Origin of the sequence: Streptomyces sp. TSRI0281, assembly GCF_001905125.1 — a bacterium.
Classification (GTDB): Bacteria; Actinomycetota; Actinomycetes; order Streptomycetales; family Streptomycetaceae; genus Streptomyces.
Window position 1 is genome coordinate 1010486 of sequence record NZ_LWLE01000001.1, and the last position, 13650, is coordinate 1024135.

General features: G+C 72.1%; 17 protein-coding genes. 9 read left to right on the forward strand and 8 right to left on the reverse strand.

Translation table 11 applies throughout. The annotated features are described in order from the left end of the window. Positions 1-51 precede the first annotated feature (51 nt). Positions 52-891 carry an ABC transporter permease gene (locus A6A29_RS04700; protein ID WP_073718589.1) on the reverse strand — a complete coding sequence of 280 codons (840 nt, stop codon included), beginning with the start codon at positions 889-891 and terminating at the stop codon, positions 52-54. Then, positions 888-1949: an ATP-binding cassette domain-containing protein gene (locus A6A29_RS04705; RefSeq protein ID WP_073718590.1), complete on the reverse strand. Its 1062-nt coding sequence runs from the start codon at positions 1947-1949 to the stop codon at positions 888-890. Before A6A29_RS04705 ends, A6A29_RS04700 begins: the two co-directional genes overlap by 4 nt. 94 nt (positions 1950-2043) lie before the next feature. Here A6A29_RS04705 and A6A29_RS04710 point away from each other — a divergent pair, with 94 nt between their 5' ends. Then, entirely contained in the window at positions 2044-2826 is a 783-nt protein-coding gene (locus A6A29_RS04710) for a TetR/AcrR family transcriptional regulator (protein ID WP_073718591.1), read from the forward strand. A gap of 296 nt (positions 2827-3122) precedes the next feature. On the opposite strand, the gene A6A29_RS04715 is transcribed toward A6A29_RS04710, so the two are convergent. Then, positions 3123-4130 (reverse strand): hypothetical protein, encoded by a 1008-nt coding sequence (locus A6A29_RS04715; RefSeq protein WP_073718592.1) that lies wholly within the window; start codon positions 4128-4130, stop codon positions 3123-3125. Between A6A29_RS04715 and A6A29_RS04720 the strand changes: the two genes are divergently transcribed. Further along, complete coding sequence (locus tag A6A29_RS04720; protein ID WP_241838315.1) at positions 4129-4875, forward strand: GDSL-type esterase/lipase family protein; 747 nt, start codon at positions 4129-4131, stop codon at positions 4873-4875. The two genes, A6A29_RS04715 and A6A29_RS04720, sit on opposite strands and share 2 nt — an antisense overlap. A gap of 80 nt (positions 4876-4955) precedes the next feature. Next, positions 4956-5420, forward strand: coding sequence for a hypothetical protein (locus A6A29_RS04725; RefSeq protein WP_073718593.1), 465 nt, complete (start codon positions 4956-4958; stop codon positions 5418-5420). Positions 5421-5447: 27 nt separating this feature from the next. Here A6A29_RS04725 and A6A29_RS04730 read toward each other — a convergent pair whose 3' ends face one another. From A6A29_RS04730 to A6A29_RS04745, 5 genes are all read right to left on the reverse strand, one after another. Continuing rightward, positions 5448-6989, reverse strand: coding sequence for a sensor histidine kinase (locus A6A29_RS04730; RefSeq protein WP_073719002.1), 1542 nt, complete (start codon positions 6987-6989; stop codon positions 5448-5450). 162 nt (positions 6990-7151) lie between these two features. Next, complete coding sequence (locus tag A6A29_RS04735; RefSeq protein WP_107468128.1) at positions 7152-7790, reverse strand: TetR/AcrR family transcriptional regulator; 639 nt, start codon at positions 7788-7790, stop codon at positions 7152-7154. Between the two features lie 137 nt (positions 7791-7927). Beyond that, complete coding sequence (locus A6A29_RS47450; protein ID WP_274535785.1) at positions 7928-8065, reverse strand: mycothiol transferase; 138 nt, start codon at positions 8063-8065, stop codon at positions 7928-7930. A 22-nt stretch (positions 8066-8087) separates the two neighbouring features. Beyond that, a complete protein-coding gene (locus tag A6A29_RS47455) occupies positions 8088-8348 on the reverse strand; it encodes a DUF664 domain-containing protein (RefSeq protein ID WP_079182568.1) in 261 nt (86 codons plus the stop codon). Between the two features lie 139 nt (positions 8349-8487). After that, positions 8488-8964, reverse strand: a complete 477-nt coding sequence (locus tag A6A29_RS04745) for a polyketide cyclase (RefSeq protein ID WP_198952985.1) — start codon at positions 8962-8964, stop codon at positions 8488-8490. A 305-nt stretch (positions 8965-9269) separates the two neighbouring features. Between A6A29_RS04745 and A6A29_RS04750 the strand changes: the two genes are divergently transcribed. The 6 genes from A6A29_RS04750 to A6A29_RS04775 are packed head-to-tail and all read left to right on the forward strand — an operon-like array spanning position 9270 to position 13548. Then, positions 9270-9674, forward strand: coding sequence for a WXG100 family type VII secretion target (locus A6A29_RS04750; protein ID WP_073718596.1), 405 nt, complete (start codon positions 9270-9272; stop codon positions 9672-9674). A gap of 17 nt (positions 9675-9691) precedes the next feature. Continuing rightward, the gene (locus A6A29_RS04755) at positions 9692-9994 is read left to right on the forward strand and encodes a WXG100 family type VII secretion target (protein ID WP_073718597.1); all 303 of its coding nucleotides are present in this window, start codon (positions 9692-9694) and stop codon (positions 9992-9994) included. Next, entirely contained in the window at positions 9994-11814 is a 1821-nt protein-coding gene (locus tag A6A29_RS04760; protein WP_073718598.1) for an RNase A-like domain-containing protein, read from the forward strand. Before A6A29_RS04755 ends, A6A29_RS04760 begins: the two co-directional genes overlap by 1 nt. Positions 11815-11833: 19 nt before the next feature. Continuing rightward, a complete protein-coding gene (locus A6A29_RS04765) occupies positions 11834-12583 on the forward strand; it encodes a hypothetical protein (protein WP_073718599.1) in 750 nt (249 codons plus the stop codon). Further along, positions 12577-12876, forward strand: a complete 300-nt coding sequence (locus A6A29_RS04770; RefSeq protein ID WP_073718600.1) for an RNase A-like domain-containing protein — start codon at positions 12577-12579, stop codon at positions 12874-12876. Before A6A29_RS04765 ends, A6A29_RS04770 begins: the two co-directional genes overlap by 7 nt. Positions 12877-12891: 15 nt before the next feature. Continuing rightward, on the forward strand, positions 12892-13548 hold the full coding sequence (locus A6A29_RS04775) for a contact-dependent growth inhibition system immunity protein (protein WP_073718601.1): 657 nt from the start codon (positions 12892-12894) through the stop codon (positions 13546-13548). Positions 13549-13650 lie beyond the last annotated feature (102 nt).

Here is a 13650-nt window from a genome sequence, read left to right on the forward strand (position 1 = left end):
ATCGTGCTCGGCCGCCCACCCCCACGCGGCTCGGCCGCCCGGCTCAGCGGCTCAGCGGCTCAGCCGCTGGAACCTGCGCACCGCCAGCGGCAGGAACACCACGGTTATCACCAGCGGCCAGACCAGAGCCATCAGCAGCGCGTGCTCCTCGACCCAGGTGCCGCCGCCGGCCACCGGGTTGCCGAACAGTTCGCGGGTCGCGGTGGCCGTCGAGGAGATCGGGTTCCACGCGGCGACGGTGCCGAGCCGGCCCGGCATCAGGGAGGGCGCGACCAGGGCGCTGGAGATCATCGTGACCGGGAAGGCGATGGCGTACAGACCGCCCGCCGCCTCCGCGTTCGGGACCAGCAGCCCCAGCCAGACGCCCACCCAGATCAGGCTGAACCGCAGCAGCAGGAGCAGTCCGAAGGCGCCGACCGCCTCCATCGGGCTGCCGCCCGCCCGCCAGCCGATCGCCAGGGCGGTGGCCGCCAGGATGGCCAGCTCGGCGGCGGCCACCACCAGGTCCGCCACCCCGCGCCCCGAGGCGACCGCCGACGGGGCCATCGGCATGGAGCGGAACCGGTCGATGACGCCCTTGCCCGTGTCGGTGACCACGGCCATCGCGGTGTTCATGAAGCCCATCGTCATGGTCGTGACGAACATGCCGGGCATCAGGAACTCCCGGTAGTCGCCCCCGCCCGGCACCTTCATCGCGCTGCCGAAGACATAGCCGTACAGCAGCACGGACAGGATCGGGAATCCCAACTGCCAGACGATGGCTATGGGTTGGCGCTGATAGTGGGTGAGGCTGCGCCGGGTGACGTTCCAGCTGTCGGCGAGCGCCCAGTAGGCCCGGCCGTGCCGCGGACCCGCGGGGACCGGGCCCTCGTCCAGTTCGAGCACGGTCATGCCGCCACCCCCGCCTTCCCGTTCGCGGCCTTCCCGTTCGCGGCCTTCGCGGCCTTCGTGTCCGGCGCCGTCCCCTCGTCCGCGCCGCGCCCCGTCAACCGCAGGAACACGTCGTCCAGGCTGGGCCTGCGCAGCCCGATGTCCTCGACCGCGATCCCCTCGTCCCGGAGCGTCCGCGCCACCTCCGTCAGCGCGGCCACCCGGTCGGAGACCTGCGCGTGCACGCGGTGGACCGTGTCGTCGGTGACGACGAGACCGCCCCCGGCCACCCGGTCCACCGCCCTCACCACCGCCGGGAGATCGCCCGCTTCGGCGGCGACGACCTCGATCCGGTCCCCGCCGATCCGGTTCTTCAGCCCGTCCGGGCTGTCGTCGGCGATGGCGCGGCCCCGGTCGATCACGGTGATGTGCGAGGCGAGCCGGTCCGCCTCGTCCAGGTACTGCGTGCTGAGCAGGACCGTCGCGCCGCCCGCCACCATTGCCCGTACCGCGTCCCAGACCTCACCCCGGCCGCGCGGGTCGAGCCCGGTCGTGGGCTCGTCCAGGAAGAGCACGGCGGGCGCGAGGATCATGGACGCGGCGAGGTCGAGCCGCCGCCGCATACCGCCGCTGTACTCCATGACGCCCTTGTCCGCGGCCTCCACCAGGTCGAACTGTTCCAACAGCTCCCCGGCCCGCCTCCGGGCCCGGCCGGCGCCGAGGTGGAAGAGGCGGCCGAACATCTCCAGGTTCTGCCGGCCGGTGAGGACCTCGTCGACGGCGGCGTACTGGCCGGTGAGCCCGATCCTGCTCCGTACGAGCCGGGGTTCGCGCCGCACGTCGAGCCCCGCCACCTCCACCCGGCCGCCGTCGAAGCGCAGCAGGGTCGCCAGGACCCGCACGGCGGTGGTCTTGCCCGCACCGTTCGGCCCGAGCAGACCATGCACGGTGCCGGGGCGGACGGCGAGGTCGAACCCGTCGAGCGCCCGTTTCTCCCCGCCCCCGCCCCTGCCCCGGCCCTTCTCCCGGTATCGCTTCACGACCCCTTCGGCCAGCACCGCGTATCCGGACGCAGACATGGCAACCCCCTCCGCAACATCAGAACTGAGTACGCCGTACCCGAATGAGAGTACACCGTACCCAATTCCTGTCCGGAGCATTACTCTGGTGCCCATGACGAGAAACGGTTCGGCAGCGGAAGCGGACGGCACAGCCACCGGCAGCGGCGATATCGCACGCAGCCTGGAGCTCCTGTGGAAGACCGGCGACCGCCCGAGCCGCGGCCCCAAACCGGGCCTCACCCTGGACCGGATCGTCACCACCGCCGTCGCCGTCGCCGACGCGGAGGGACTGGGCGCCGTCTCGATGCGCCGGCTCTCCACGGAACTGGGCGCGGGCACGATGACGCTCTACCGGTACGTCCCCGGCAAGGCCGAACTCCTGGACCTGATGCTCGACCGGGTTCTCGGCGAACCGCTCACCGCGGGCACCGCCGACGTCCCCGACGACTGGCGCACCGCCATCGACTCGATGGCCCGCACCTACCTGGACAACCTGCGGACCCACCCCTGGCTGCTCAAGATCAACCAGGCCCGCACGGTGCTCGGCCCCAGCGCCCTGCGCGGCCTCGAACTTGCTCTCACCGGCCTGCGGGGCATGGGCCTCAAGGACCCCGAGCTGATCGCCGTGATCATCACCGTCAACAGCTTCGTCGAGGGCCTCGCCCGCACCCAGAGCCATGCCGTGGAGGCCGTGCGGCAGACCGGACTGAGCGACGCCGACTTCTGGGAGGACCAGCGCCCCTACCTGGAGCGGGCCATGCTCAGCGGCGAGTACCCGATGATGGCGGGCATGGCGGAGGACACCTTCAGCGCCGACTTCGACCACTTCGAGTTCGGGCTCCGGCGGCTGATCGACGGGTTCGAAGTGCTGGTCGGGGAGCGCGCGGGAGGATGACGGCGGGCCCGGTCGGTCCATGTGCCGATGGGGCCCGACCCGTGTGCCGATCGGGCCGGTCCGTGTGCCGATGGGGCCCGGTCCGTGTGCCGATGGGGATACGGAACCACCCGGAGGCGGGGATCGGCCCGTGCACGGTGCGGGGCGGTGCGGGGCGGTGCGGGCCCACCGGGCCGCAGATCACGGCCCCACGGGATCACGGCCCCACGCGCCGCCGCTCCGGCCCTCCCGCCTCAGCCCCGGCTCACCCCCGCCCGTGCCGCCCGGCGCCCCTGCCTCACCGCCGCACCATCGCCTCAGCCCCGCCCGCCGCGCCGCCTGCGCAGGGCGAACCAGGCCACGGCCACCCCGGCGAGGACGACCGCGCCCAGGGTCATGCTCCCCTTCTCCCCGTCGCCGTCCGCGCCGTCCCCGCCGGACCCGCTCCCGGCACTCCCGGAGCCCCGTCCCGCGTCCTTGCCACCGTCCCCGCTCCCGCCCCCGCCCTTCACGTCGACCCGCTCGACATCGCTCCCCTCGCCCTCCGAGCCGAACATCAGCGCCGAGCCGTCCGCCGTGTACGTCACGGACTCGGCCTGCCGCTGGAACGGGGCGCTCACCGCGTGGTCCTCGCCCAGCCTGCCGCCCTCGAAGGCGTACGCGCGGGCGCTGAAATAGGACCGCAGCAGCAGTTCGCGCCCGTCCGGCGAGAACGCCCCGTCCGTCACCCACGGCACCTCCCCCACCCGCCGGAACACATTGGTCCCACCGGTGGTGAGCTTCGCGGGCCCCTCGTACAGCCCGCCGCCGTCCTCGTTCTTCGAGGCGATGTACACCCGGCCGGTCTTCGGGTGAACCATCAGCGCCTCGGCGTTGCGCGCCCCGTCCGCGTACTTCACGTCGAACTGGGTCGCCGTCACCGTGGCGTCCCGCAGCTGCTTCGGCTCGGGGAAGCGGTAGATCCAGACGTGGTCCCACGTCCCGTCCAGGTTGTCGCCGATGTCACCGACGTACACATTGCCGTCGGGCCCGATCGAGATGGCCTCGACATCGCGGGGCTCGCCGACCCCGCGCATGGTGATCGTCGCGACGGTCTTCCCGGTGCGGGAGTCGACGGCGTAGATGTACGGGCCGTCGTCGCTGTCGTTGTGCGTCCAGTAGACGCCCGGATGGGTCGGGCTGGCGGCGAGGCCGCTGGACTCGGTGATCCGGGGGTCCTCGATCGTGAAGGTCCGGTCGGCCCCGCCGTCGTCGGCCACGGCCGTGGCCGCCCCCGTCAGCACGAGCAGGAGGGCGGCACCGGAGGCTGTCAGATACGAACGCATGACCCCAGTGTCCATCGTCACGTCGCAGGCCGAAGGGGTGATCGGCCATGATGTCGCCATGCGTTTCCTCTTCGTCGGCGACTCCATGACCGTGGGCAGCGCCGGGGGTTTCACCTGGCGCTTCCGGATGTGGCAGCACCTCGAAGCGACGCTCCCCGGCCGGTACACGATCGTCGGCCCGCGCACCGCGCTGTACGACACCGAGGCGCGGGCCCCGCTCTCCCACGCGTACGGCGCCCCGTCCTTCCCCGCCGACGCCCGCCGCCACCTCGCCGGCTGGGGCGAGGGCTGGCTGCACATGGCCCCGGTGATCGCGGACGCGGTGAGCGAGGCCCGCGCCGACGTCCTGCTCGTCTCGCTCGGGCTGATCGACCTCGGGTTCTACACCGACAGCGCGCAGACCGCCGGGAACGCCCGCGCGTTCATCGCGGCGGCCCGCACCGCCAACCCGCACATCAGGATCGTGCTCCTGCCCGTCATACCGAACATCAGGGCCGAGTCGGACGCCCCCTTCGCCGCCGAGTGCGAGCGCTTCAACGAACTCCTCGCCAAGGCCGTCGCCGACCTCGACGGACCGGCGTCCCCGCTGCTGCTGGCCTCACGCCCGGCCTCGTACGACATCCACACCGACACCTACGACGGCACGCACCCCGGCCCCAGCGGCGAGCACAAGCTCGCGGCCGCCTTCGCCGACGCGATGCACCAGGCGTGGGGGCTGGGCGGCCCGTACACCGCCCACGGCTGAAACCGCTGCGCCCGCCGGACCGGCCACCGTACGGTGGTGCCTGATCGGTGAAGTGACGAGCTGTTACGGGGGTGGGGTCCATGGACCCGATTTCGCTGGGTGTGCTGGCGGCGCTGGCAGGCGGCGCGGGCGGGGAGATCGGCCGTCAGGCGTGGTCCGGGCTGACGGGCCTGGTGCGCCGCCGCCGGGACCCCGCGCCGGGGACGCCCGACGGTGCGGCCCCGGAACCCGACACCGCCGAGACCGCGCTGACCGCGCTGGAGGGGCAGCCCGGGGACCACGAGTGCGCCGGGGAGCTCGAACGGGCGCTGCGTACGCGGGTCGAGGCGGACCAGGCGTTCGCCCGCGCGGTACGGGTGTGGGAGGCGATGTTCCAGGCTTCGCTGACCGCGGACCCGGACGCGGCGGCGGACCTGGAGGCGGCCGTCCGGGCGATCGACCCGGAGGCCGCGGTGCCGGGGTCGGTGCACAACGACTTCCGCGACAGCACGTTCAGCGGCCCGGTGCAGGGCAGCGGCACCCAGAACAACACGTTCAACGGATAGGTTCCGCTGGTTCCGCTCTCGGCCCCGTCACGGGGTGAGGGCGTCCGCGGACACCAGCGTGCCGTCCCGGAAGCAGACCCGGTAGGCGTCGCCCGACCGGTCGTCGAACCGGTCGGCCGTCATCGCGTAGTAGGCGCACGTCGTGCCGGGTTCGCCCGGCTCGGCGGCGACCGGCCGGTGGTCGGTACGGCGTTCGGGCAGCAGGGACTCGGCCTCGGAGCGCTCCATGCCCACCCGCAGCCGGGCGAAGTCGCCCGGTTCCAGGACGGAGCGGGACGCCGACCACATCTCCCACCCCATGAGCACCGTGCTCAGCAGCGCCCCCGCCACCAGGGGCACCATGACGGCGGCGGCGAGGGTCCGGCGTATCCGGCGGCCGGCGTGGCGGTGCTCCTGCGGCAGCGCGACGGATGTGCGGGAAGTGAGGGGCGCGGCGGGCGCGGCGGATGCGGCGCGTGCCGAGGTGTCGGGGGCGTGCGGCATCCGCGCGACCACCGCGAAGCCTCCGTCGCGGGGACCGTGCTCGAACGTGCCCCCGGCCAGCCGCACCCGCTCATGAAGCCCGATGAGCCCGCGCCCGCCATGTCCGCCGTGCCGCCCGTGCCGCCCGTGCCGTCCGTGCCGTCCTTGCTCTCCACGCTCTCCCCGGCGGGGCGGCGCGGCCGAGGAGCCGTCCGACGGTGGCCCGTTCTCGACCACCACCTCGGTCCCGGTGTCCGCGTACGTGACGCGGACGTGCGCCGTGGCGTGCGGGGCGTGCTTGGCGACGTTGGTGAGCGCCTCCTGCACGACGCGGTGGGCGGCCCGCGCGACAACCGGAGGGACGGCGCCCGCAGGGCCCTCGATCCGCAGGTCGACCGCGAGCCCGGACGCGGAGGCCTCGCCGGTCAGCCGCTCGATGCCGGACGCGGAACTCCCCTCACCGGCACCCGGTTCAGCACCGGCACCGGCTTCCGTACCGGCACCCGCTTCAGCACCGGCACCGGCACCGGCTTCCGCTCCGGCACCGGCTTCCGGATCGCCGTCCGTCCGCGCCGCCGGGCGCATCGGTGCCTCGTCCGTCTCCTCCCGCAGGACGCTGATGACCTCCCCCAGCCGCTCCACCGCGGCCGCCGCCCTGACCCTGAGGTCCCCGGCCGCCCGCCGGTGCCGGTCGTCCAGGTCGGGGGCGAGGCTCAGGGCGCCCGCCGACAGGGCGATCAGGCTGAGGTCATGGCCGAGGACGTCGTGCATGTCCTGGGCGATCCGGGCCCGTTCGCGCAACCGGGCCTGCTCGGCGACCAGCCGCTGTTCGCGCTCCAACCGCTCGGCCCGCTCCCACCCGGCCCGGACGAGCTCCCGGTACTGGCGCCAGAACCGCCCGGCGAACCACGGCAGCATCACCACGACGACCACCACGCCCACGAACCGGCTCCCCAGCGGCAGCCAGGACGGCACCAGGGCCACCGCCACCACCCCGGCGGCGACGACCGCGACCAGGGCGAGCACCGTGGAGCGGGCCCGCCCGGACCGTCGCCCGTCGAGGAACGCGGCGAGGGCGGCGGGCACGGTCCACCAGGAGCCGACCATGCTCAGGCCGACACAGACGGCCGCACCGGTGGCCGGGGCGGCTGCCGCGAACGGACCGGCCCACCCGGCCCACCCCGCCGCACCGCCACGCTTCGTACTGTCCATGACGAGGACGGTACTGAGCCGGTGTCCCGCCCCCGCCCGCCCGGGGGCACTTCCGGGTCACTCCCCCTGCTGCGACCCCAGCATCGTCAGCGCGAGCTGGGTCAGCTCACCGGACACCTCGCCCGGCCGCGCCCGCCGGGGCCGCCTGCTGTGGTGCGCCATGAGCTCATGGACCGTACCGACCATCACCATCACGTCGACCCGGTGATCCCGGTCCTCCGCCTCGCCCCGGTCCACCGCCCGCTCGGCCTCCCCCGTCAGGAACTCCGTCCACAGGGCCCGCCACAGCTTGCAGTGCTCATCCACGGTGGCGCTCACACCCAGCACCTCGACGAAGGTCACCCGTGCCTCACGCGGATCGCGGGTGACGGCCTCCACGTAGGCGTCGAAGAGGCGCTGGACCCGTTCCGCCGTCCCGCACTTGCTTATGTCGTCCGCGTGCAGGGCTCTCTCCGCCGCCCGCAGGCCACTCGTCGTCACCCGGTTGTGCAGGGCGATGAGCAGCCCTTCCCGGGAGCCGAACTCCTGGCGCAGCACGTCGGCCGGTACCCCGGCAGCCTCGCAGAGCGCCATCTCGGTGGTCTCCGCGTAGCCGCCGGCGCCGAACAGTTCCCGCGCCGCGTCGAGGAGTCGCTCGCGCGCCTGGTTACGGAGCATGTCACCGGGCCCGGTGCGCTGAGCCGGCCAGTTGTCCATCACCGGTCCTCCTTCAGCGGAAGAGGTGCGGGAGAGGGCCTCAGGCACCTCTGCACAGACCGCCCGCACCATTGTGCTCGCCCCCGCACCCCGGTTCCGACTGCGCCACACCTCCATCGGTAGCGCGGCGCCCGCCTTCACACCCCTGTCGCGCCGTCGATGCGCTCCCTCAGCAGATCGGCGTGCCCGTGGTGGCGGGCGTACTCCTCGATCAGGTGCACGATCCACCCGACGCGGCGAGACCGGGCCCCGCCGGGCATTGTGGCCCTCGACATCGGGACCGGGGGCATCGGCGACCTACCGCTCGGCGCACGCCACTTCCGCCCGCCATGCCCTCCAAGCACCGGATATGACAGCGGTATGGGCGCACGCGCCGCCGAGATCCCCGTCCGGATCGGCTTCCGGGGAGAGGAACGGCGGCGCGTCCTGTCCGGCCATGTCCTGCCGGAACCAATGGCGTTCCGTGTCGGCGGGACGGCGGACGAGGCGGGGCAGCGCGAGCGGGAACGGCTCCACGGACCACTGCGCCGGCTCGTCACCCGGCCGCGCACACTTCATCTCAAGGGTGGTGCGCTGGGCGGACAGGAAGTTGACGAGCAGGGCGCGTCGGGGACCGGAACCCTGGCCGGACCGCCGCCCACACCCGCGAGGGACGACCGGCGCCCCCGGGCCGGACGCCGCCGCGGGTCCGGCACCCTCACCTGCCCGCGACGATCTCGGCCAGGTGGTTCAGCGAGTTGCCGAGATGCTCGGGGCCGAACGGCGGGAACGGGAAGTTCTCCCGGATGGAGGGCGGCACCGCCGACCAGTCGTAGGTGAGCGTGACCCCGGTCTCGGACGGGCCGATCGACGCGAGGTCGTAGCGCCAGGTCCAGCCGCCGTACTCCACCTGCCCGTCGTCCTTCTCCTGCCCCGTCAACCAGCCGATGGCGCGCGGCTGTTCGAGCACGTGGACCTTGTTGGCCACCTGGTAGTCAACCTTCGGGTGGTGGGAGTGATGCATGTCCATCCGGAAGATCTGCCCCACCTCGGTCAGCGGCGCCCGGTCGCCCACTTCCTGTATCCAGCCGGTGCCGTCGATCGCGGCATGGGTCGTCGGGTCCGCCAGCACCGCGAACACCTTCTCGGCGGGCGCGGCAACAGTCAGGGTGGCGCTCACATTCTCCTGGTCCACGGTGTTCACCGCTCCTTGTCGTCTCATCCCGGTTCTCCCGCGGGCGCGGAAGGCTGAAGGGGGACGTTCCCCATGGGACGTTCCCCTACGCAGACGGCGCGGCGGGGCAGAACTCATCGGTCGAGCGTTCGCGAACCGCGCCCGTGCAACCGCACCCGGACTGCGACCAGCAACGTCACCCGGACCCCAACATCCTCTTGTACATAACGTGACTCTTCCTCATCTTCCTTTTGAACGTGGTCACTTATAAGTTGTGGCGCGCGAAGGAGGCTTCGCGCGCGGCCGAGGGGCGGGCGGAGTCCGGCATGGCAGTGCACAACCCTGATCTCGAAGTCCCGGAAGACGACGGGCTGACGAAGCTCGCCAACGATCTCCACGCCATGCAGCGGCATCTGGACAGCCAGGTAAGGCAGATGGACGGCATCGTGGACCGGATCCAGTCGCGCTGGCGGGGGGCGACCGGTGAGGCCTACCGCACCCTGCAGAAGGGCGCGGCGGAGGACGCCGTACGGATTCGTGAGGATCTGCGGCTGCTGGAGGAAGCGGCCCGGCTCGCCCGGGACGGCTTCACCGAGCAGGAGCTGGACGTCCTGGCACAGATGCGGCGGGTACAGGCCGACGCCGACATCGCTCGGGAGGCCGCCGCTCTTCAGGCCCCGCCCGCCGCGCCGGTGCCACCCGCTCCCCGCAGCCGGATCAACGACCTATAGCGGGGGGGGGCCGGGACGTGACGAGCGACGATCACATAGGTGTCGACATCATCGCCTTACAGGCGCTGGCGGGCGAGTTGGAGGAGATCCTCCGGAAGCTCAACGAGGAACTGGGGCTGCTGTACGAGCGCACGGAGAAGGTGGTGCTCGGGTGGCAGGGCGACGCGCGTGATTCCTTCGTCCTCACCCTGGACCGGTGGAGCGCCGAAATGGCCGATCTCAAAGCCCGCCAGACCTGGCTGCACGAGGTCGTGACCGGCGCCCACACCAACTACAGCGCCGCTCATCAAGCGGTACTGCGCGGCTGGGGGGCTGCCTGATGGCCACTCCCCCGCCGCCACCGCCGGGCTCCGGCGGGAACAGCGGCGGTCCGCCGACCACGCCCGCGGTTCCGTCGCCCGCCCCGGGGAAGCTCTACGACCCGCAGGGCAACGACATCTCCCAGGCTCAGCCCAAGCCCGACCCGGTGAAGGAGGTCCAGTCACTCAAGCCGTCGGTGGACCCCGGGGGCTTCGTCAGTGGCTTCGACGTCGACCCGGGTCACGTCTGGTACACCTCGTACCTGATCCGGAACCATCAGTCGGACTTCCACAAGGCCCCGAAGTATCTGCTGGACGCCCTGGAAGGCCACAAGCACGTCTGCGGCATCGGCTCGGGACCTTCGGAGTTCGTGCAGCAGTACAACGCCGTCACCGCCCTCTATCTGGAGGTGTGGGCCAAGGCCGTGGTCGCGGTGGGCGGTGTCTCCACCGGCCTGACCATCACCGCGAACAACTACGTCAGCGCGGAGTACGCCTCCCATCCCAGCTGGGGCGCCCCGACCACCCTGAAGGCCGTACCGGAGGTGATCCGGACCCCGCCGCCGTACGGAAAGGTGGCGGACCTCGGCTGGGGAGGCGGGGACGGCGGCGGCGCCTGGGGCGACCGGATCATCGACAACGTGATGGGCGAGGTGGGCCGGGCCTTGCACTGGCTCCTGGAGCAGGCCCTGAGACGGGCTCTCCGGCACGGCAAGGTCGCCGACATCACCCCCGGCGGCAACGACGACGATCTGCCGAAGGTGGCCGCGCTCTGGCGCAAGGTCGCCGATGACGCCGAGAAATCCGGCCGGGACCTCGACGCGGCAATCGGCTACCTGCGAGATCCCGGTCCCTCGCCGGTCAGCGGCGAATGGCAGGCGGCCATGGGCCAGTTCACCGGAAGCCTGTGGGGTACGAGGCCCTGGGGGAAGAACGCGCCCAGCCCCGTGGCCAAGGGGTACCGCTGGAAGCACATGTCCGGCCAGCAGCCCGTTCTCCAGATCCTGATCGATACCGCGCGCAAGATCGCCGATCTCCTGGACCGGTTCGCCGACGCGGTGAGGGCGGTCCGCAAGGTGATCGAGCGGGTGTACATCCAGGCCGCCAAGGACTGCATGGAACTGGACAATTTCAAGGGTGCGGCCGAGGACATCTTCCGTCTCGTCATCGGCAACGTGGTGGGCCTGGCCGAGCAGTTCATCGAGAACATCGACACTCCGACGCTCGACAGCGGGGTGAACCGCTACAACGCCGACACCCAAATCCTGGCACAGCAGATGAAGGGGCTGACCGACGCGCTGGACGAGGCGAGGAAGAGCGTGCCGACCTTCCTCGCCGAGGAGGCCCGCGCCCAGGCGATCGGTGCACGGAGCATCGAGGGGTACGAGCCGCAGCACAACTGGACGGTGCCCGGGGACAGCGCCGCGAACCACACGTACCCCATCGACCTCGCCAACCAGGAGGACACGAAGGTCGGTACGCAGACCACGCACCCCATCGACCGGCACGTGGCTCTGACCCCCGAACAATTGCAGCAGCGCATGCGGGACCAGCACCCTCCGGCCGCGTCCTCGTTCACGGACCTCACCAGCGCCCAGCGGTTCGTCCAGGCGGCGATCGACCGGAACGAAGCGGACATCACGCAAAAGCTGACGGCCAACCCCACCGGGCAGTTCCTGCTGGACAAGACCGACTTCGGCCCGGAAGTCACCGGATCAACCGTGACCAGTGCCACCGGGCTCCCGACCGACACGCACAATGTGATCGTCCGCATCCAAGGTGTCAACGACGGCAGAGTGCCGCCGTTCATCGTGGTCACCGCCTTCCCTGAGTCCCCCTAGCCAGGTCAGGAACCGCCCCGTGCACGAGAACCACTTCCGCTACTCGGCCGCCCGCACGCTGCTCAGCCCCTTCCTGCCCTTCACCTCCCCCGGCATTCCCGCCGACCCCGAGGTGAGGGCCGAGGCGCTGCAGGCTCCGTTGCGCGCGTTGTGGGACCGGTGGGAGCGGGGCGGAGTGACGGTCCACGAGGCCGCCGCCGAGGTGCGGGCCATCGGGGAGGCCCTGGCGGCGGGCGGTTCGGCGGTGGAAGGGGTACCCAAGGATCTGCGGGAGCTGGCGGAGAGGTCCGGAGCCGGGGGCGAGCCGTCGGTGTTCCTCGACATCGCCTCGTACGCCGACGAGTGGCCGGCCGGTCTGTACGCCAGGCTCGGCAGCACGGTCCCGACCGTGTGGGAACTGGGCCTGCGGTTCCCGCAGCTGACCCAGATGCTGTCGCTGTACTTCGGGCAGGACGGCATCGCGCTGGAGGACCCGGACCTGACCGACGTCGAGGGGATCGGGCTGTTCGTCGCCGAATGCCACGGGGGCGGGCTGTGCCAGTGGCGGCTGCCGCCCCTCGTCGCCGAATGCGCGGAGGCCCTCGCGCTCTTCCCCGACGAAGGCGCCCTGAGCCGGTTCTTCGCCGTCGAACTCGGCCTCGGCTCCGGGTCCCAGGAGTCCTGGACCACCTGGCTGACCCTGATCCCCGACACCCTGACCGACCATCTGCGCCGGGAGCACGGGCCGATCGCCTGGACCGGCGGCCGAGAGGAGCCGACGCCGTGCTGACGCGTTCCGCCACCTATACCGACCGGGAGACCGCCCAGTGGGCCACCCAGGCGGTGGTCAGCCAGAACGAGCAGTCGGTGCACCGATGGCTGGCCCTGTCGACCCGGCAGCGGCTCACCATCGAGGCGTCCTGGCCGTCCCGGCCCGAGCCGGTCGGGCAGGTGCTGCTCCAGGCGATGATGCTGGCCGGACTCGGACCGGTGGACGCGCGGGCCGCGCGGGTGGTGCTGAAGACCGCCCCGGACAGTCCGCTCGGCTTCGCCGTGCACGCCACCTTCCCGATCCACCTCTGAGAGGAAGGGCCCGCCATGGCGTTGACCCCGCTCCAGCACGACCGCCAGTACGGCGAGATGGACCAGGTGCTCCGGGCGTACGCCGGGCTGCCCGCCGACGACACCGAGGAGAAGCCCGGCGAAGCCCTCACCGCCTATCTGCGGCACACCTGGCACACCCGGCCCTGGGCGATCGGCGCCGCCGAGACGCAGCTGCGCGAGTACGCCCGCAATCCCCCCGGGCCGCTGCGGCTGCGGCTCGGCGAGGTCTATCCGCTGCCCGACACCGGGCTGGACAACGCGGCGGTGCGGTCCTGGCTGCTGATTATCGCCGGCCATCTGCGGCGCAGCCTGGCGGAGGGTGACGTGCCGGCGCCCGGGGCGCCTCGTACACCGTGGGAGTGGCAGGCCCGGTTCCCTGAGCTGGGGCAGTTCCTGGGCGGCTGGTTCTCGCAGGACTTCGGGGCGGAGTTCGAGGAGCACGAGGAGGCGCTGCGCGACTACCTGGACACATCGGACCGCGGCCTCACGGCCCGGATGCTCGGTGAGGTGCACGAGCTGCTCGCGCTGAGCCTGGACGAGGCGGACCTCTCCCTGGGCCTGGCGGTCCTGGGCCTGGAGGTGGACCCTCCGGCTCCGTACAGCCATCGCGCCTGGCTGGAGATGATCGCGGAGGACGTGGCACGGGGCTGAGCAGCTCGGGGGTTAGCCCCACCCCGCACCGGGCGGGTAGCAGGATCGCCCCGTGAGGCCGCCTCCGGAGATGCTGGGCCCGGCGGATATCGCCGGTTTCCC

What these genes read in the sequence shown, in the direction of transcription:
- A6A29_RS04700 (WP_073718589.1), bottom strand. Translation starts at nt 891, where the DNA reads ATGACCGTGCTCGAACTGGACGAGGGCCCGGTCCCCGCGGGTCCGCGG.
- A6A29_RS04705 (WP_073718590.1), bottom strand. Translation starts at nt 1,949, where the DNA reads ATGTCTGCGTCCGGATACGCGGTGCTGGCCGAAGGGGTCGTGAAGCGA.
- A6A29_RS04710 (WP_073718591.1), top strand. Translation starts at nt 2,044, where the DNA reads ATGACGAGAAACGGTTCGGCAGCGGAAGCGGACGGCACAGCCACCGGC.
- A6A29_RS04720 (WP_241838315.1), top strand. Translation starts at nt 4,129, where the DNA reads ATGACCCCAGTGTCCATCGTCACGTCGCAGGCCGAAGGGGTGATCGGC.
- A6A29_RS04715 (WP_073718592.1), bottom strand. Translation starts at nt 4,130, where the DNA reads ATGCGTTCGTATCTGACAGCCTCCGGTGCCGCCCTCCTGCTCGTGCTG.
- A6A29_RS04725 (WP_073718593.1), top strand. Translation starts at nt 4,956, where the DNA reads ATGGACCCGATTTCGCTGGGTGTGCTGGCGGCGCTGGCAGGCGGCGCG.
- A6A29_RS04730 (WP_073719002.1), bottom strand. Translation starts at nt 6,989, where the DNA reads ATGGTCGGCTCCTGGTGGACCGTGCCCGCCGCCCTCGCCGCGTTCCTC.
- A6A29_RS04735 (WP_107468128.1), bottom strand. Translation starts at nt 7,790, where the DNA reads ATGGACAACTGGCCGGCTCAGCGCACCGGGCCCGGTGACATGCTCCGT.
- A6A29_RS47450 (WP_274535785.1), bottom strand. Translation starts at nt 8,065, where the DNA reads ATGTCGAGGGCCACAATGCCCGGCGGGGCCCGGTCTCGCCGCGTCGGG.
- A6A29_RS47455 (WP_079182568.1), bottom strand. Translation starts at nt 8,348, where the DNA reads ATGAAGTGTGCGCGGCCGGGTGACGAGCCGGCGCAGTGGTCCGTGGAG.
- A6A29_RS04750 (WP_073718596.1), top strand. Translation starts at nt 9,270, where the DNA reads ATGGCAGTGCACAACCCTGATCTCGAAGTCCCGGAAGACGACGGGCTG.
- A6A29_RS04760 (WP_073718598.1), top strand. Translation starts at nt 9,994, where the DNA reads ATGGCCACTCCCCCGCCGCCACCGCCGGGCTCCGGCGGGAACAGCGGC.
- A6A29_RS04775 (WP_073718601.1), top strand. Translation starts at nt 12,892, where the DNA reads ATGGCGTTGACCCCGCTCCAGCACGACCGCCAGTACGGCGAGATGGAC.